The 17,960-nt window shown below is 66.0% G+C and carries 12 protein-coding genes; 10 read left to right on the forward strand and 2 right to left on the reverse strand.

The window, feature by feature from the left end:
- Positions 1 to 51: 51 nt before the first annotated feature.
- From ACWFRJ_RS30730 to ACWFRJ_RS30745, 4 genes are all read left to right on the forward strand, one after another.
- The gene (locus ACWFRJ_RS30730; RefSeq protein WP_453538050.1) at positions 52 to 918 is read left to right on the forward strand and encodes a VWA domain-containing protein; all 867 of its coding nucleotides are present in this window, start codon (positions 52 to 54) and stop codon (positions 916 to 918) included.
- A 5-nt stretch (positions 919 to 923) separates the two neighbouring features.
- Positions 924 to 2,324, forward strand: coding sequence for a protein phosphatase 2C domain-containing protein (locus ACWFRJ_RS30735; protein WP_453538052.1), 1,401 nt, complete (start codon positions 924 to 926; stop codon positions 2,322 to 2,324).
- Positions 2,321 to 3,535: a hypothetical protein gene (locus ACWFRJ_RS30740; RefSeq protein WP_453538055.1), complete on the forward strand. Its 1,215-nt coding sequence runs from the start codon at positions 2,321 to 2,323 to the stop codon at positions 3,533 to 3,535. The genes ACWFRJ_RS30735 and ACWFRJ_RS30740 overlap by 4 nt, the downstream gene beginning before the upstream one ends.
- Before the next feature lie 75 nt (positions 3,536 to 3,610).
- Entirely contained in the window at positions 3,611 to 6,145 is a 2,535-nt protein-coding gene (locus tag ACWFRJ_RS30745) for a hypothetical protein (RefSeq protein WP_453538058.1), read from the forward strand.
- Positions 6,146 to 6,471: 326 nt separating this feature from the next.
- Here ACWFRJ_RS30745 and ACWFRJ_RS30750 read toward each other — a convergent pair whose 3' ends face one another.
- On the reverse strand, positions 6,472 to 6,876 hold the full coding sequence (locus tag ACWFRJ_RS30750; RefSeq protein ID WP_453538060.1) for an integrase core domain-containing protein: 405 nt from the start codon (positions 6,874 to 6,876) through the stop codon (positions 6,472 to 6,474).
- A gap of 43 nt (positions 6,877 to 6,919) precedes the next feature.
- Between ACWFRJ_RS30750 and ACWFRJ_RS30755 the strand changes: the two genes are divergently transcribed.
- Positions 6,920 to 7,960, forward strand: a complete 1,041-nt coding sequence (locus ACWFRJ_RS30755; protein WP_453538063.1) for an integrase core domain-containing protein — start codon at positions 6,920 to 6,922, stop codon at positions 7,958 to 7,960.
- Between the two features lie 159 nt (positions 7,961 to 8,119).
- On the opposite strand, the gene ACWFRJ_RS30760 is transcribed toward ACWFRJ_RS30755, so the two are convergent.
- Positions 8,120 to 8,848, reverse strand: coding sequence for an SDR family oxidoreductase (locus tag ACWFRJ_RS30760; RefSeq protein ID WP_453538065.1), 729 nt, complete (start codon positions 8,846 to 8,848; stop codon positions 8,120 to 8,122).
- 75 nt (positions 8,849 to 8,923) lie between these two features.
- Here ACWFRJ_RS30760 and ACWFRJ_RS30765 point away from each other — a divergent pair, with 75 nt between their 5' ends.
- The 5 genes from ACWFRJ_RS30765 to ACWFRJ_RS30785 all read left to right on the forward strand — a co-directional run bounded on the left by ACWFRJ_RS30765 (position 8,924) and on the right by ACWFRJ_RS30785 (position 17,598).
- Positions 8,924 to 9,301, forward strand: coding sequence for a MerR family DNA-binding transcriptional regulator (locus ACWFRJ_RS30765; RefSeq protein ID WP_453538068.1), 378 nt, complete (start codon positions 8,924 to 8,926; stop codon positions 9,299 to 9,301).
- A 177-nt stretch (positions 9,302 to 9,478) separates the two neighbouring features.
- Positions 9,479 to 9,754: an integrase core domain-containing protein gene (locus ACWFRJ_RS30770; RefSeq protein ID WP_453538587.1), complete on the forward strand. Its 276-nt coding sequence runs from the start codon at positions 9,479 to 9,481 to the stop codon at positions 9,752 to 9,754.
- A 240-nt stretch (positions 9,755 to 9,994) separates the two neighbouring features.
- Complete coding sequence (locus ACWFRJ_RS30775; protein WP_453538071.1) at positions 9,995 to 10,522, forward strand: hypothetical protein; 528 nt, start codon at positions 9,995 to 9,997, stop codon at positions 10,520 to 10,522.
- Between the two features lie 2,379 nt (positions 10,523 to 12,901).
- Positions 12,902 to 13,426: a hypothetical protein gene (locus tag ACWFRJ_RS30780; RefSeq protein ID WP_453538074.1), complete on the forward strand. Its 525-nt coding sequence runs from the start codon at positions 12,902 to 12,904 to the stop codon at positions 13,424 to 13,426.
- A gap of 953 nt (positions 13,427 to 14,379) precedes the next feature.
- Positions 14,380 to 17,598: a Z1 domain-containing protein gene (locus ACWFRJ_RS30785; RefSeq protein ID WP_453538077.1), complete on the forward strand. Its 3,219-nt coding sequence runs from the start codon at positions 14,380 to 14,382 to the stop codon at positions 17,596 to 17,598.
- The last annotated feature ends 362 nt before the right edge of the window (positions 17,599 to 17,960 follow it).

The following is a 17,960-nucleotide window of genomic DNA, read 5'->3' on the forward strand; positions in this document are numbered from 1 at the left end:
GCCGTCCGCTACAACCGAGTAGCCAGCCATTGAGTACCGGGGGGTGCCGCCATGGGCGGTTCATACGAGGCTGAGATCAATCGCGCGCATCCTGGATGCATCCTGTTCTTGCTGGATCAGTCCCGCTCGATGAAGGATCCGTTTGCCGGAGATCCGGCGACAACCAAGGACAAGGCCGCGGTAGAGGCAATAAATGACCTCTTACTGGATCTCATCCTGCAGTGCACGTTGGATGTCGGAAAGGGTCCACGCCACTACTTCGACATCGGCGTCATCGGGTACGGAAAGAAACTCGGCGTGGGGTCGTGCCTGGGTGGCGCGCTGGAGGGCCGGAACCTGGTCTCCTTGGCCGAGCTCGCGGCCAACCCTCTACGGGTGGCGGAAAAGGCCAAGCAGGTCAAGGACGCGACGGGTGCTCTCGTCACTCAGACGAAGCGGTACCCGGTCTGGTTCGAACCGCTGGCCGAATGGGGAACGCCGATGGCGGAGGCCATGGAGTTCGCCGGGAAGGTGCTCAAGCCCTGGGTGAAGGAGCACAAGGCGTCGTTCCCGCCCATCGTCATCAACATCACCGACGGTGAGCCGAACTCGGACCCGACCAAGGCAGCAACAGCACTGAGCGGACTGCGCCTGGACGCCGGGAACGTACTGCTGTACAACCTCCACCTGTCCAGTCTCGCCACAGCCCCCATCGCCTTTCCTGCCAACCCAGCGGGGCTTCCTGACAAATACTCGGCAATGCTGTTCGACATTTCCTCCGAAATTCCGCCGCCGCTGCACCGAGAGCTCGAAAGAGAAGGATATCCCGCCCAAACGGGTACGCGTGGTTTCGTCTTCAACGCAAATGGGTGGGCGCTGCTACAGTTCCTCGACATCGGCACCCGCCTGACCATGGAAGGCCCGGACGGTGAGCGGTGACGCAGATGAAGCCACGATACGGCGTCCTGCAGGTACCCAAGCCCGGATCGCAGCCCGATCAATGCGAGGACGCATTCGCCTATTCTGACGCGTCCTCGCTCGCGGTCGTCTGCGACGGCGCCAGCACCGCCTTCGAAGCACGATGCTGGGCACGTCTACTGGCCCGGGGTTTTATCGAGCACCCGCCGCTCGGGGACTCCGATGAGGAATTACTCGACTGGCTCGACGCCGTTTCCACTCAGTGGTCGCAGTCCATCCAGTGGCAGACGCTGAACATTTACGAGGAACTCAAGGCCGACTCGGGTTCCGCCGCGACCCTGATCGGTCTGCAGCTCACGCCGTCCCCGCAGCAGGAGGCCACCGGGACATGGCGCTGCCTGGCCATGGGCGACTCCTGTCTCTTCCAAGTGCGCGACGGGCAGCTCGTCGTGGCGGTGCCGATCCGCGACTCGTCCGACTTCAGCGTCCACACTCCGCTGTTCTCCACCAAACGGGACAGCAATCTCAAGAGCATCGGCCGGCGGGTGACCGAAGAGGGAACCTGGGCAGAAGGAGACATCTTCTTCCTGGTCACCGACGCGGTGGCGCAGTGGTTCCTGCGTGTGTACGAGCAGGGCGGCACCCCGTGGGACGACCTCACCGCTCTCGACGAATCGCGCTTTCGGAGTTTCGTGCACGATGTGCAGACCCGGCGGCTGATGCGGCAGGACGACGCGACCGCCCTGATGGTCGGCCTCGGTGTCTCCCTGAAGACGCGCGAGACACCGGTACCTGCGCCGCGCGCTAGGCCCCCCGAACTCGTACCGGCCGAGGCCTCTCTCCCCCGGGGCGATGACGGGTCGCAATCGCCGCGTCCGCCCGCTTCCGAGCACCCCGCGACACCGAGTCCGCGGCCGCAGCGCAGGCGGATCGCCCTGATCGCATCCGCCGTCCTGGTTCTCGCCACCGCCCTCGCCCTCGCCGTGCACGCACTCGTCGGCGGCTCTCCCGCCCAGCGAACATCGGCCGTCCCTCCGGCGCGGGACTTCGCACGGCTCCTGACCACCTACTCGGGGGAGAAGGCCGGCGCCTACCGGGCGTACGAATCCGCGTTGCAGAAGCGGGTGGCGAACCTGAACCAGGACTTGGTGGCGTGGCTGGCAGGTACCGACCACGCGCCGCCCAACTCGTTCAGGAGCCGTCCCCAGAAAGTCTCCGTGGTGGTGAAACAGTCGAGCGGGTCGCAGGCAGAGCTGTACGCAGTCGTCGAGCAAGCGATACGGACGGCCACCAACGAAAGCTCACGGACCCTCCTGATCGACCTCACCATGGTCCGGCAGGGTCTGGAGTGGCTGGTCAGCAATGCGCAGATTCGAGACGTGTCCCCCGGGTCCGGCGCTCTGGTTCCTCCGGGAGGTGCCTCATGACTCAGCCTCATGTCTGGCCCCGGGCCTCGGATTACATGGGAGCAGTCCAGACGCCCTCGATCTGTTTCGCCGACGCCCGGCTGCGGGAAGCGATGATCCACACGGACGCCATGGGCATGCCTTTGGCAGCGAGCGGGAAATCGGCGGTCGTCTTCAAAGCCACCGCGGGGGCCAAGGACATCGCGATTCGGTGCTTCACCCGAGCGGCCTCCGACCAGCGACTGCGCTATCAGGCGCTGCACGAGTATCTCGGCCCCGTGCTGCCACCGCATCTGGTCGGCTTCGCATACCGGGACCGGGAAATCGTGGTCGAGGGCGTCCACTATCCGCTGGTGGAGATGGACTGGGTGGACGGCGACCCGCTCGATGTATGGGTCGGCCGGCGCCTCGGCCAGCGCAGTGCTCTGGGGGATCAGGCGGCGACCTGGCTGACAGCCGTCAACGACATGCTGAACCGAGGGATGGCGCACGGCGACATCGCGAACGACAACTGTCTGGTCAGCGGGTCGCAGATGAAACTCATCGACTACGACGGCTGTTTCATCCCCGAGTTGGCCGACAGGCCTCCCGGCGAGAGCGGCGCCCAGCACTTTCAACATCCGTCCCGGAGGAACGGGTACTACGCCGGAGACATGGATGCCTTCCCCTCGCTGGTCGTCTTCCTCTCTCTGCTCGCCCTGCAGAACGATGCGTCGCTCTGGGGGCGTTTCCACACCGACAAGAACCTGATCTTCCACGACACAGACTTCCAGCAGCCCGGACGGACAGCGATCTGGCGCGAGTTGACGAGAATCAATGACACGCGTGTCGGCGAGCTCGCTGCCGCCCTCACCGCCATGTGCCGAGCACCCATCACCCAACTCCCTTCGCTCCCGCAGGTGACGGCGCGGGCGGGGATCCAGGTCACCGGGCAACCACCCTGGAAACTCGTCGGGGAGCCCGGCCCGGCCATCCCACGGCCATGGCCGGAGCCGCCCCGATACCCCCCGCCCGCCGCTGCGGCGAACCCCTCCTTCGACTGGATCGCAGACCACGTGGGCCCCGACGGGCGCCGTGCGGAGAACAGGCCGCCACCAGAGCCCGTACCCAACGCCGACGCCACCGAGCCCGACCGGACCGCCGCGGACCCCCCGTTCGGCGGGTGGCCTCCCGTCGCGATCGCCGTCGCGATCATCGTCCTGATCTTCATCGTCGTGCTGGCCCTGGCATGACCTCGCGGGCTGTCGTGGCGCCGAGGCTCCATCGGGCCGTATCCGCAGACCGCGAAAGGCAGGAAATGAGGCATCATGAACACTCAGCAGCAGATCAGCGAGGCCCTGGCCGGCCGTGCGGCCCAACGAGACTTTGTCGATGAACTGGCGGGCCAGTGGGGTGAGTTCACCGCATCCTTCGACGCCCTGATCTCGTCGATCACGGAGCTGACCGGGGCGGCGGCAACGGCCCCGGCTACCGACGACGCGCACGCGGCGGTGTTCAACGGCGTCAGGAGCTTCTTCGGAGCGGACGGAGACTGGCCCAACCGAGCCGCGGAGCTCTCGGGAAGGCTCGCAGAAGACGCCGAGCGCATCAGCGTCCTCACCGAGCGAGTGCACCGCGAGACCGTCAATATCGGCGTCATCGGTGTGACGGGAGCCGGAAAGAGCACACTGCTGCGCAAGTTGAGTGGCCTGGGGGAAGAACACATCCCGTCCAACGAATACACGTCGTCGACAGCCACGCCGAGCCGCATCTTCCACGAGTCGGGCGCAGGTCAGGGCCGGGCGGTGCTGCACCTGCACACCTGGCAGACGTTCCGCGACGAGGTGCTTCAGCCGCTGCACGAAAGGGCGGGACTCAAGCAACCCGCGCCAAGCACCCTGGACACGTTCCGCGGTTTCCCCTACCCAAAGGAGATCGCAGAGGGTGGCGCCGGGTCCGAGCGATACGTCATGAGGCTGCGGCACGCGCAGGAGTCGCTGGCCAGCTACGAACCGCTGCTGCGTGGCGTGTCGGAGGGCATCACCCTGGACCGGTTACGGCCGTTCGTCGCCTATCCCGCAGACGAGAGCTCACTCCAGCGCGAGTACCACGCGGTGCGGTCCATCGACATCTTCTGCCAGTTCCCGGAAGTGGGCGCGGTCCGCCTGGGCCTGGTGGACCTGCCGGGGTCCGGCGAGGCGGGCCTGGACGTCCACAAGCGCTTCCTCACCCAGCTGCGCAACAGCACCGATCTGCTGTTCATCGTGCGGAGGCCGGTCAAGTCGCCGTCCACCGACCAGGACTGGGACGCGGCGCAGCTCGCGGACGACGCCCTGGCGGGCGTCCGCCGGGAGGACTTCGCCCATCTGGTCATCAACCGGGACACGGATCTGGCGCAGGAGTACTTCGAGCAGAAATTGGCGGCTGCGCGGGTCGAGAGCGGCAAATTGGGCATCGACATCCGCGTGTGCGACATCCGGCAATCTGCACCGCCCCAGGTGACAGAGGCCATCCTGGCGCCGACCCTGGACCTCTTGGCCAAGCGACTCGCGCACATGGATCGCGACGCAGTCGCCTTCGTACTCACCGGCCTGTCGGGGCCCGCCGGAGAGATACTCACGCTCTGCCGTGACCTGAACGGCCGGTTCGACGGGTGGCTGGGCGCGCTGCCCGATGAGGAGAAGCGGCGCCGCGGCCGCATCAGGGAGCTGAAGAACCAGGTAGGCCGGCAACTCGGCCGTGTGCGTGACGAATACGACCGGCTCCACCAGACCGGGGAACCGATCGCCGAGCTGAAAGAACAGATCGAGAGGGCGGGTCGGGAGATCAGGCAGTGGATCGCGGACGGACTCGGCAAGGGCTCCAGGGACAACTGGATCGAGGCGTTCCAGGACGCGATGGCGGGCATGGGCAAGGGCGATGAGCTCGACCGGCAGTACAACGGCGCCCGGGAGAGGGTGGTGGGGGTGTTCGACAAGATCGACGCCTCCCTGGAACTCGCCATCGAGCGGTTGCACGGGAATGTGGCGTCGGCCCTAAGGAGCAAGCTGACGGACAAGCTGCTGCCCGACGGGCCGGACAACGGCGCGGTGCTCCGCGAGTTCGTGACTCTGCTCGGAGACGACGCCAGGACACTGGCCACTGCGACCGAACGGCTGCTCGCGCTGCGAGTGGACTACGGGAGCATCTTCCTGAGGGTCGGCCGGCCCATCGTCCGCAAGATCGAGTGGTCCACGGACCAGCGGCAGACACCCCTGGGCCAGCGCGTGGCGGGAGGAGTGGGGCAGACGGTTGGCACGGCCGTCGGCGGGCCCATAGTCGGGATCGCGGGGGAGGCCGCCGGCGAAGCGGCGTACTCGGCCCTGGCCCGAGACAGCGACAAGCCGAACGAGGACAAGGGCAACTGGCTGATCGACCACATGTCGGAAGCGGGGACGCGCCAGACCGAGGAACCGCCCGCGCTGACTCAGCCTCCTCGTCCGCCTGTTTCTTCGCCCCCACGACCTGACCCAAAGGACCAGGACTACCCCGAAGCGGCATCTTGGTACGACCGGCTGACCGCGACCATCGAAGACGTCACGCGCGAACTCGAGGACGCCTTCCACACCGAGGCACAGCACACGCTACGGGTGCTGGCGGCCGCGGTCGACCTCTACAAGGACCGGGTAGCGGCCTCACCGGACATCGATGTGGAGTACGACCGAGTATGCCGAAGGGCGCAGTGGGCGATCTGGCCAGACGAGTTCGGGGAGGCCTCAGCGAAGGTCACCGCCGACATGGACGCCCTGCGCAAGCAGATCCAGGACACCGAGACGGCAGCCAGCCGTGTGGGGTCGTTGGTGAGCCACGCCACCGCGCTGTGAGGATGTGGTGTTTGGAACGCCGACGAGGGGACGTCGCAGTCTTCTCCGGCCCTCGGCGCGCTGCATCGGGGGGGTGTACCCCAGCCGTTCTGCACTGCACTCGACGGTCCGCTCGATTCACGCGCTGATTCTCCTCCTGACCCAGGAGGCCTCACCCTGGGGCTACTTGAGGGTGCTGCCCTGCTCGAAATTTACAGTTCGGTGCCGTGAGCTGCGGCGATGCCGTTCAGTCATACAGCGCGGTGGTACTCGTTGATCAGGCCGCCAACCACGGGATGTCGCCGGATCCGGTCGGTCTCCAGGTCGTGGACAGTGGCCGGGAAGGGCTATTCAGTTTTGTTTGCGGGTAGTTGCCACCGCGACCGTTGAGGCCGGTGCCCGTTGTAGTGCTGAAGGTATTCGGTCAGTACCTTCACAGCATGGGCTTCGTTGTAGATCAGGATCCGATCGAGAAGCTCACGGCGCAGGGTGACCACGACTCTCTCGCAGATCGCGTTCGCCTTCGCCGCCCGGGGCGGACTGAGCAGGATCTCAACGCCGACGGCCTCGAAGACTACGTCGAAAGGGACGGTGTATTTGCTGCCCCGGTCTCGCAGGAGGAAACACAGCGAGTCCATGCGGCGGTCCAGTGCCATGGCCAGGTTCCCGGCCTGCTGGGCAGTCCACTGACCGGTGAGGTGGGCAGTGACCCCGGCGAGGTGGACTCTGCGCCTGCCGAAAAAGTCGTCCACGCAGCTCAGAGCCTTGTTAAACGGTGCGGCAGGATGAGCACTCGTGCTGCTTCGTCTCGCCTGCCTGACCGTCACCAACCTGTTCGCCACTCTGCGGTTGCTGACGATGAGCGACCGCGACAAGGACGCGGACCGGATCAAGTTCGCTCCGAAGGACCGGGCGTTGCTCGCCACCCTGCTGGCACCACTCCCCCGCCACACCCTGCGCCGACTCCGCTTACTGATCCGGCCCGACAGCGTGCTGCGCCGGCACCGCGACCTGATCAAACGACGCCACGCCCACACGTGCCGACCCAAGAGGCCGGGCCGACCGCCCACAGTGCGCTCGATCCGCGTGCTGATCCTGCGCCTAGTCCGGGAGAACCCGTCCTGGGGCTACCGCCGGGTGCACGGCGAACTCGCCACCCTCGGCATCCAGGTCGCCGCCTCCACCGTCTGGGAGATCCTCACCTCCGAGGGCGTCGACCCCGCGCCCGACCGAGCCGCCACCACCTGGGCCGACTCCCTGCGCTCCCAGGCCGATGCCCTCATGGCCTGCGACTTCATTGAGACCGTCACCCTGACCGGGCAGCGTCAGTACATTCTCACCGTCATCGAACACGCCACCCGCCGCATCCGCATCCTCAGCACCACCGCACACCCCACCGCAGCCTGGGTCAGCCAAGCTGCCCGAAATCTAGCCATGGAACTGACGGAGGCCAACGCCACCCTCGCGTACCTGGTCCGGGACCGGGACGCGAGGTACCCCGCTCTCTTCGATGACATCCTGAGCGAGGTCGGCATCCAGGTCGTGCGCACCGGCATACGAATCCCGCGCGTGAACGCCATCACGGAGCGTTTGGTCCAGACCTGCCGCCCCGAACTGCTGGACCGCACCCTCGTCTGGAACGAACGCCATCTGCGCCACGCGCTCCGCCAGTTCGAACTGCACTACAACACCCACCGGCCCCACCAAGCGACAGACCAGGCAGCACCCCTGCGCGCCACCCCCGAACCGCTCACCCCCACACAGATCACCTACCTCGACGTACGCCGAAGAGACCGCCTCGGCGGAATCCTCCACGAATACCAACATGCCGCCTGAACCGCATGGATGGAGTTTTCGGCAGGCGCAAGGCCCGCGCCCACGACTGCCACTACCGCCGACGCGAGGCCACAACGTGAAGATTCACAACTGCGGACGGAGTATTAATTGACCGACCGTAGGGAGCATCCGACCGAAGTCAGCGCCCCCCGAGGGCCCTCAGGCCGCCGTTAGCGCCGCCAGGGCGCGGTCCATCGCGGCGTTGAACTCTTCCGGCGTCAGCGGCAGTCGGGACTTGACGTCCCGACTCCATTGGTCGGCGAGGACCTCGGCGGAGCCCGCCTCGACACCGTCGAGCGCCGCGTCGGCCAGGTCCGACGGAGCGATCTTGTCCACGGGCCAGCCCGCGGCCATGTCGGTGTCGGCCAGGCCGAGGTGCACTGCCGTCACGAGCGTGCCCTGCTCGGCGAGTTCCAGGCGGACGCCGTTGGTCATGGCCCAGGCGGCGGCCTTGGTCAGGTGGTAGGCATTGCCGCCGTTGAGCCCGAACCACGACATGGCGGAGAGGACGTTGACGATCGCGCCCCCGCCGTTCCTGGCGAGCGCCGGCGCGAACTCCCGGATCATTCCCAGGTGGCCGAACATGTTGGTCTCCAACTCGTGCCGTACCGCGTCCAGTGAACCGGTCACGAGGTCGGTCCCCGTCTGGATCCCCGCGTTGTTGATGAGCAGCGTGACGTCCGGGGCGGCCTCGGCGGCGGCCCTCACGGATGCGGGGTCGGCGATGTCGAGGGGCAGCACCTCGACCCCGGGCAGGTCCACGGTCTCGGGCTGGCGGGCCGTCGCGTAGACCTTGCGGGCGCCCCGTTCGAGCAGGCGCTGGGTGAAGGCGCGGCCCAGGCCGCGGTTGGCTCCGGTGACAAGGGCAACTGAGTTGTTGATGTCCATGCCCGGTACGCTAAAACCTGACGCTAACGTCAGAGGCAAGTGCTGGTCGTCAGGACCGGAGTGAGAGGCATCACCATGACCGTCACGGAGACCGTGGCCGAGCGGTTGATCCGCATCGGCGAGGTGGCGCGGGGTGCCGGCGTCTCGGTACGCGCCGTGCGCTACTACGAGCAGCAGGGGCTGCTCATCGCGGAGCGCAGCCCATCCGGCCAGCGCCTCTACCGGCAGGATGCCGTCCCCCTGGTCCGCTTCTTCCAGCAGATGTTCGCCGCTGGCCTGACCAGCCGAAGGATCGCGGAACTCCTTCCGTGCTGGGACTCCGGGCACACCGACGCCGAGCAACGAGCCATGCTGCGCACCGAGCGCGAGCGCATCCAGGCCAAGGTCGACGACTTGCAGGCCGCCCTGGACAGCCTCGACGAGGTCATCGCGATCACGGACACGCACCCCTAGGCGCGGTCGGTCAGACGGCGCACTAGCGATCTACGGCTGGAGTACTAGGCCACCCAGCAATCCCGTCAAGCACTCTGGCACCTCGGCGATCGGACAGCCGACTTCACCCACCTGGTTCGCGACCACGACGCGAAGTTCACCGCCGCTTTCGCCAGCGAGTACATCGCCGTCGTCAAAATTCCGTCTCGCAGCCCAAATTGCAATCCACATGCGGAACGCTTCGTCCGCTCAGCGCGTGAGGAGTGCACCAACCGCATCCTGCTATTCGACCGCGGCCACGCCGAGAAGATCCCCCGCGACTACGCGAGCCACTTCAACACTCACCGACCCAGCCAAGGCCTCAACCAACTCGCACCGCACGACGACCCCAAGGTCATCCACCTGCCGACGGCACGAATCGAACGCCGACAAGCCGTCGCCGACCGCATCAACGAGTACCATCGCGCCAGTTGATCACTCACAACGCGCCAGGTCAGAAGGTGTCGATCCATTTTGAGGTACTACGACCTCTACGATCAGGACCTGCTCAGCGCCGATGAGCCGACCGCCGATCTGCGGTCGACGTGAGCGGCACTGTCCGGTGCGGTCGAACCGTTCCCTGCTTCGGTCGAGGCTCCATCGGGGTTCGGTCGAGGTTCGATGGTTTCAGAGGACCGTGTCGGGAGACGAGCACGCCACGTCTGGAGGCGCTACATGATCGGGCAGCAGTTCGTGACCATACTTGCCGTCGCTGTCGGAGCGTTGATGTCGTTTCTCGGGACTTTCACCATTGAGGAACGCCGCCGCCGAGGAGACAAGTCCAAGCGGTGGAGCGAGTTACAACTGCAGGCCTATTCCAGCCATCTGGTAAACGCCCAGCGAGTGGTCTCGATCGACAGGACGATGGTCATAGCGCCGCCGACAGGTGAGGAAGGAGACCGACTTCGCGCCGAGCTTGAAGCCGCACACGTGGAACGCACGATAAGCGTGGAGTACGTTCGACTGCTCGCTCCGCCTGCGATAGTCGAGGCCGCCTATCTGTTGAATCGCTCGGTGTGGCAGCTCCAGGATTTTGCCCGAGGCGAGGTGCCATGGGATGAACAGCTCTGGCGCCGGCGGTATGCAACGTTCTCGGAGTGTCTTTTTGCTTTCGAGAAGTCAATCCGAGCAGAGCTCCAAATCCCTGGTGAAATCCCTTATCCACCGAGGCCACCCGAGTGGTTCCTGCGCAAGCAGACGTGAGGACCACCGGTGATCGCCGCGCACATTCAGCAGGCTTCTCGGGCGCGTGTGTCTGACATGGGATCACCCTTGGGCGATTGGAGAAGACCTCGTCCTCGACCCGCTGTTTCGCATGGGCTCCGCAGGATCACCGTCAGGGACTTCCGCGTGGCCGGCAGGGGCTCGGATCCCAGCCGCTCCAGGGCCCTGAACAGCGAGGACGTCGCCGGCAAGCGCCAGTTGCCCTACATCTCGGCCCTATACAGGCCCTTTACCAGATGCCGAAGCACCTCCAGATATGGCTCTGGAGGGAACAACGCCGGGACAAGCACGAAGTAGTCCTCCAGGCGGATTAGCCCTGACTCCAGATCTTCGACTGCAACGGAGGCGCGGCGCAACACTGGACGACGGCGCAATGACCGTTCGGACGACAGACAACGACTGAACTGCGCTTCCATGTCCCGCCCTTGGCCCCTGAGGCTCAGTGTGACGCTGCGGGGCACTCCCCCATTGATGTCCGACGCCCTGCTCCCGCCCAGCAAGATCCGGACCAGGAGCGGACCAACTTCATTACCCACAGACAAATTTCCATCGTTTCCGCAGGTCAGACGAGGTTGAGATCGTGTACCACCAGCAGACGAAGAACACGCTGCCCCCCCCCGTTTGTGCGAGGCGGCACGGTGTCGGCGGGCCCGCATTCCTCGAATTCAGCGCAGGGACGCGGCCCGCCCCGTCAACCCCGTAGCCCACCCTGCGGCGGTCCCGCTGACACCGCCCCAACCGGGCTGATCGGTGGGCAGCTCCCCACTCCCTTTCCAGCCCCAATCCAGCACGGTACGGATAAACAGGGATGACGGCAGGTGACGACAGGTCTGAAAATCCAGCACCAATCCAGCACGGGCATAGATTCGGGGCCGCGCCCCGAAGGACACGACCCCAACTAACCTGCACGTTTGCCTAGTTCGGCAGACTATGCTAACGAAGCCCCTTCACGTTGTCCCCGAACGTCTGCAGCGCGACGGTCACCTGCGTAAACAGCCCAACCTTCCGGCAGATCCGGCGCGGTCGGATGCAGCCAGCACGCCGCGGCTTGATATCCGCGGGCCGTTCCGGTGCCAGCATCGACACCGGTTTAGGACCCATGGCTTACTCCATGATCACGCGGAAAAGAACTCACGCAACAGGCACGAGATGAACCGCGAACAGGAGCCTGTTGTTCTGCGGCGCGCTCAGATTAGGCGGCTGTCGTGACGCTACACAGGCCGCCTGTGTCGGCTTGGTGAACCCCGCGGCGTGTCAAGTCAGACACCAACCTCGCCGACGCACTACCCCCAGCTACGCCCGGCAAGACACCACAGCCAGTCTCCATACCGCGCCCTACAGACGCCAACGGCCACTTGCGCCGCGACAAGGGGACCCACCGGAGCACTCACCCCCAGCCGACACCCCTTCCGAACTGCACCGCATCCCGCCACTGCGTTCAACCTCTGGATGACGTGTGCACCGAGACAGGGAGCCCTCGCAGGCATGGGGTCGGTGAAACCCGTCAAGGGGTCGAGTGGGAGCACGGCCCCATGACGAGTATTCGGACAAGGGGGCGAACAGTGCGACCCCTTGCCCCGTACACCGGACCGGGCAGCGGAGATTCTCCGTGGGAGCGACCGGATCGGGTGACCAGACGTCGACCCCCGGTTGACGTCGCTCCCAGACTCACGCTCCCTGGGAGCGAAGGGAGCCGCTCCCCGCTCCCAAAATTGCTCCCAAACACGAAGTAGGGGCCACCCGAAGATGGCCCCTACCTGCGACGTTTCCGTCAGGACGACAGGATTTGAACCTGCGACCCCTTGACCCCCAGAAGTGCACGATTCCAGTTCGGAGTTCTGAAGCGCCGTTGACGGCTGTACGACGCCATACGTGGAAGTACAGCGCCACTGGACCCCTACTCGGCCGCGGTGTAGACGCCGTCGGGCTTGTGGAGGCCGAGCCCACTTCCGCAATCAGTGAGGCGAGGCCGTCGAGGAGCGCTGCCGCATATGCGGCCCCCTGCAGTCACAGGGGGCAGGAGGATGCGTGATTAGTTCCTGGAAGGGATCCGTACCCGTGAACCAGGCTGAACCGACAAGTCCGCCATGCCCACCGTAAGGCCCCCCAGCCGACCTCAAAGGGGCGTAGGCGCCGCCGAAGCTGTAGATCGTGGCGGGCTGCCAGAGCTGCTCGTAAGGCGGATGACGCGCTGTGAGCGGCCTATGTGGCGGGCGATCTCGTGGCGGCCATGACCTTGCGCGTGGACGCGGCGGACTGCATCGCGGTCCTCTTTGGTGACCGGGTTGCTGTACTAGTTGGGCATGTCCACCCCCTCTGTTGGCGTGCGTCGCCGTCCAGCGGGGGAAGCCTCACGTCATGCAGATGACAGAGTCCTTCGCTGCGACGGTTGCCGCAGTCGCGCCCGTGATTGTGCTCGTGGGCGTGGTGGAGGTGGACCAACACCGCAAGATCCTCAAGGAATCGCTCACCGCGAATTCCGAGGAACTTCGCGCTGTCCTTGAGCCTCTTCCCCCTGAGCCGACGAGAGAGCAAGTGGAGGCGGTGCGTGCTCGGTTCGAGGCCCTGCTACCCGAGGCACGACGGCGTACCAAGAGGTTGGTGCGTACCTACTTCTTGGGGATCGCCTGGCTTGTGGTCGTATTCGCACTTGTTTCAGTTGAGGCTGTGGCCCTGGGGTGGCTCGCGAAACCTGAAGGCAAACCCGAAACAGGTCAGGCCGTGTACTGCCTGACGACTCTCATCATCGGCATGTTTTGGGTGGCAACCCCGGCAATGTTCCGTCTACTGCGAGCTCCGATCGAGCCCCTAGACCAGCGAGCGCGTGAGTGGCGAAGGCTGGAGAGGCTAGAGCAAGACCTGTCAGCACGGCAGGAGGTGTGAGGCAGCGAAGGCCCGCACTGGGCGGGCCTGTTGTTCCGGGCATGCTGGATCTGTGGCTCAGCGTGGGACATGGTCGGCTGGAATGCGACTACGGACTTAGAGGCCCTGCACCCACCAGATCAGCCATGCCGCCAGCGCACTGCCCAACGCGGTGGCCAAGCCCCGCAGTACGAACCGCCCGAAGGCCTGCCAAGCCCCACGGACCAGCCGACGCAACCGGCAGGCGGGCCGACGGGCAGTCGTCACCGGCCTCCGGACGCGCCTGCCCATCGATTTCCTTGCGCGCTTACTCATCGCTTGCCTTCCTCACGTGCGCTCCGCGCACCTCGGGGTGCGGCCACCGTCATGGCCGCACCCCGACCGTTCCGTGACCGGCTGCTGTTGCGCCCGGGGCAACGCGTTGCCAACACCCGGCGCAACAGACTGGGCCTGTTGCCAATAGCCCGGCAACAGACACGGACCGACTCGCTACGCGGTAGGACTGTCTGGTGCCGTCAGAACAGTGGTCAGCAGGGACTCTGCAAGAGCTGAGAGAGGACCTCCCCAAACTCGACCGAGCTCTAGCCGAGGCACTGCGCGTCGCGTTCAAGGTCATGGGCATCTCCCTCAGGAACTACGCCGACGAACTGCACGTGAACGTGGGGGCGGTCAGCCGATTTCTGAGCGGGCGGCGAACCCCGCCCGAAGATTTTGTCGACAAGGTCATTGAGTTGGCCGGGAGCCGACTCAGCCCCCAGGCGGCCGCAACCTTGCGGCGGCTCCACGACTGCAAGGCCAATCAGATCGCGAACCGTCCGGAGAGCCGAGTCAGAACGCTGATGGCACGCATCCGTCAGCAGACTGACGAGGCTGAGAGAGCCTCCCGCAGGCACCGGGAGACCGTGGCCGCCCTACAGCGGGCCGAGTCGGCGAACCGTGGCCTGCGAACCCACATCCAGCTGTCCAGTGGTCTGTTGACTGAGCCGGCGGATGCCGGTCTTGCCGAGCTGGAGCGGTACGCTAAGCTGCGCGCCGCCGGTGCCCGCGACGCCGTGACCTGCGTGTCGCCCGACACCCATCGCCGCTGGTGCACCGTCCTGCGCCAACACGACCGTGCCCCGGTCTTGCCCTGGACTGACACTGGGCCGCGCACCCAGGAACGCCGGCTCGCCGGCTACCGGCGCCTGGAGCTCGGCCAGCTGCATCGCGACGCCCTTGACGAGCTCGTGCCGTTACCGGGCGTCAGCGAGGCGCCTCCTGACGAAGACGTGATCGAGGTACATTCTCTGACGCTGGACGGCTTGCGTGCCAACGGCCCCCGGCCACTCACCCGTGCCCTCTCGTACTGGTCCGAGGATCGATCGTCCGCGCCGGAGCCCCACACGTTCGACGCGTTCGACCCAAGCGAGTTCACCTTCCGCAGCCACCTGGTGTCGAGCAGCGGCACGGGCCCTCTCCGCGGCATGTGGCAGCAGGCCCTCGCTGCCTGGGACCATGCCGAGCAGCCCGGTTGGACGGATACCGCTCCCCGTACCCACGAACGCCGCACCGCGGTGTACGGCCTCCTCGCCCTGGAGACGGAGACCCGCAGACTACTCACAGAGCTCGCCCCGGTCTCCTTCACCGACGGCCCAATCGTCATCAGCAGCGCGTTCACCCCGTGGTACTCGCCCACGCACCAGCCCGGTGCGCCCTGGTACTGGCCCGCGTACGAGCGCCACTTGACGCAGATCAAGGGATGGGACCCGGACGTGGCGGCCCGCGTGGGTGCGAGTGCCGACCAGGTGGTCGCGCGCCTCGCCGACCCCACCGATGCCACCGCCTACCAGGCCAAGGGTCTGGTAGTCGGATACGTCCAGTCCGGAAAGACTGCCAACATCACCGGGGTGGTCGCCAAGGCCGTCGACGTCGGCTATCGGTTGGTCATCATCCTCAGCGGCTCGCTCAACATCCTTCGTGCCCAGACACAGCGGCGCATCGACCAGGAAATGGTGGGATGCGAGAACATCCTGCGCAATGCCCCCGAAGAGGACTGCGAGTACGCCACGGACCCGGCGTGGCAGGCGGGAGAGTTCCTGACGCACGGTGGACTCCCGTCCCGCCTAGGGGCGTTCGACGTGCTCCGGCTCACGACCCTAAACAGCGACTACCAGTCTCTGCGTCAAGGGATCGCCGCGCTCGAGTTCGAGAAGGCCGACCCCACGCTGCCGCTCCACCACCCGGCCAACCTGCACCGCACGGCCGCCCGGCTCATGGTGGTCAAGAAGAACAAGACCGTGCTCGACACCCTCGTCAGGGATCTGCGCAGGCTCGGCGCCCAGCTGCAGGAGATTCCTGCGCTGATCGTAGACGACGAATCCGATCACGGTTCGGTCAACACGGTGCACCCCGGCAAGCAGGGTGAAGGCGCGGAGCGGAGCTCCATCAACGCACTCATCTCGCGGTTGCTGGGGATGCTCCCCCGGGCCCAGTACGTCGCGTACACGGCCACGCCGTTCGCCAACGTCCTCATCGACCCGCACGACTCCGAGGACATCTTCCCGAAGGACTTCGTCCTCTCACTGCCCCGCCCGGCGGGATACATGGGCGCACGCGACTTCCACGACATCGACTCCGCCATCCCACCCGAAGAGCGGACGGTCGCCAACTCCAAGGAGAAGGCACACGTCCGCCCCATCCTCGACGACGCCCCGGGTGACGACTCCTCCCTACAGGAGGCCTTGGACTCCTTTGTCCTCTCCGGCGCGGTCAAGATGTACCGCGAGGCCCACGACCCGAGCGGTGTCACCTACCGCCATCACACCATGCTGGTCCATGAGTCCGTGCGCATCGCCGACCATCGCGAACTCACCCACCGCCTGCTCCGACTCTGGTACGAGCCCGATCCGTCGACCGGCACGGGCCTCGACCGGCTGCGGCAGCTGCACGACCGGGACTTCGCACCCGTCTCCGCCCATCGAGCCGGTGGCCTCGTGCTCCCCGCGTCGTTCGACGAGCTGATTCCGTACGTCGAAGCCGCCCGCGCCCGCATCACCAAGGGCGCGGAGAAGCCCGTGGTCGTCGTCAACAGCGACAAGGACATCGAGCGGGCCACCGTGGACTTCGACCGGCGCCCCGTATGGAAGATTCTCGTCGGTGGAGCCAAACTCGCCCGGGGCTTCACCGTCGAGGGGCTCACGGTCAGCTACTACCGCCGCGCCGCCACCCAGGCCGACACACTGATGCAGATGGGCCGCTGGTTCGGCTTCCGCCGCGGGTACGCCGACCTGGTCCGTCTCTACATCAGCCGGGGAGAGGCGGCAGGCCATATTGGCGTCGACCTCTATGAGGCGTTCGGAGCGATGTGCCGTGCCGAGGAGGACTTTCGGTCCCAACTCGCCGACTACGCATACCTCGTGGACGGCAAACCGATGGTCACCCCGGCACAGCTCCCACCGCTAGTGGCCCAGCACCTGCCCTGGCTCAGGCCGACCAGCCCAAGCAAGATGTACAACGCGGAGCTCGTGGAGGTCAGGTCGCCGGGACGCTGGATCGAACCGTCGGCCTACCCCTCGTCGGGCACCGCAAAGCGCAGGAACACGGAGCAATGGCAGCCCGTTCTCGACGCCTTCCAGAGCCCCCTGAGCACCATCACGCCGCCCGCCGACGCCGCCAGCCGCGGGACCGGCGCCTTCCTCGCCCACACCACCGTCGTCGGACACGCGCAGCTTCTGGGGGTGCTCGCCGGACTGGAGTGGTCACCCTCCGACCACTTCATGCCGCACCTCACGTATCTCCAGGCGGCCGGCGTCGAGACATCCATCAAGGACTGGCTGGTGCTCGCTCCCCAGCTCACCTCACCACGCCGCAGAAACGGATCCGTACTTGGCTCCCCGGAGCTCTCCCTCTTCGTCCGCAACCGGCGCAGGGGGCCCTACTTCGGCAGGATCAGCGATCCAGGCCATCGCGACACGGCCCAGGCGCTACGTGCGGAGCTGGGGGGCACGGCAGACCGCAGGGGCATCGCCCTGCTCTACCCGGTCCTTGATGGGCAGGAGGCCGACGACGTAGCGTTCCTCCCGAACGGGGCCATCGACCCGTCCCGGATCTCCCTCACCTTCGCCCTGCTTCCCCCAGGAGACCCAACCGCCACTCATCTTCATTTCCGCACTGCAGATTCCTCGCTGCCAGACCGCCCTGTTATCGATCGGTGAACAGTGCGGCTGCCGGTAATGTCGTCCATCCAGATCAGGATCGTCTTCGATGGCGCGGCATAATGGGCACTCGTAGTGCTTCGTCTCGCCTATCTGACCGTGTGGGTGCCCGAAACTCGGTTATCGCTGCCGACCTGGCCTTGCGGTCAAGGTCAGGCAGGACGAGATGCTGAGGCATGGGTCTGCGACTCTGTATCTGGCCTTCCTGAAGGTCCTGGGGTGGATTGCATTACTGGCGCGATCGGGGGCTTCCAAGAATACGGAGATACTCGTCCCGCGGCACCAGCTTGCTGTGCTCCGCCGTCAGGTTGGCCAGCCACACTGTGCCTGCCGAAAATGTCGTCCACACAGCTCAGAAGCCT

It is taken from the genome of Streptomyces sp. NPDC055239, from assembly GCF_053606205.1.

Excerpts from the sequence above, each read along its gene's own strand:
- ACWFRJ_RS30730 (WP_453538050.1), top strand. The coding sequence starts at position 52 with ATGGGCGGTTCATACGAGGCTGAGATCAATCGCGCGCATCCTGGATGC.
- ACWFRJ_RS30775 (WP_453538071.1), top strand. The coding sequence starts at position 9,995 with ATGATCGGGCAGCAGTTCGTGACCATACTTGCCGTCGCTGTCGGAGCG.
- ACWFRJ_RS30765 (WP_453538068.1), top strand. The coding sequence starts at position 8,924 with ATGACCGTCACGGAGACCGTGGCCGAGCGGTTGATCCGCATCGGCGAG.
- ACWFRJ_RS30745 (WP_453538058.1), top strand. The coding sequence starts at position 3,611 with ATGAACACTCAGCAGCAGATCAGCGAGGCCCTGGCCGGCCGTGCGGCC.
- ACWFRJ_RS30735 (WP_453538052.1), top strand. The coding sequence starts at position 924 with ATGAAGCCACGATACGGCGTCCTGCAGGTACCCAAGCCCGGATCGCAG.
- ACWFRJ_RS30760 (WP_453538065.1), bottom strand. The coding sequence starts at position 8,848 with ATGGACATCAACAACTCAGTTGCCCTTGTCACCGGAGCCAACCGCGGC.
- ACWFRJ_RS30780 (WP_453538074.1), top strand. The coding sequence starts at position 12,902 with ATGCAGATGACAGAGTCCTTCGCTGCGACGGTTGCCGCAGTCGCGCCC.
- ACWFRJ_RS30740 (WP_453538055.1), top strand. The coding sequence starts at position 2,321 with ATGACTCAGCCTCATGTCTGGCCCCGGGCCTCGGATTACATGGGAGCA.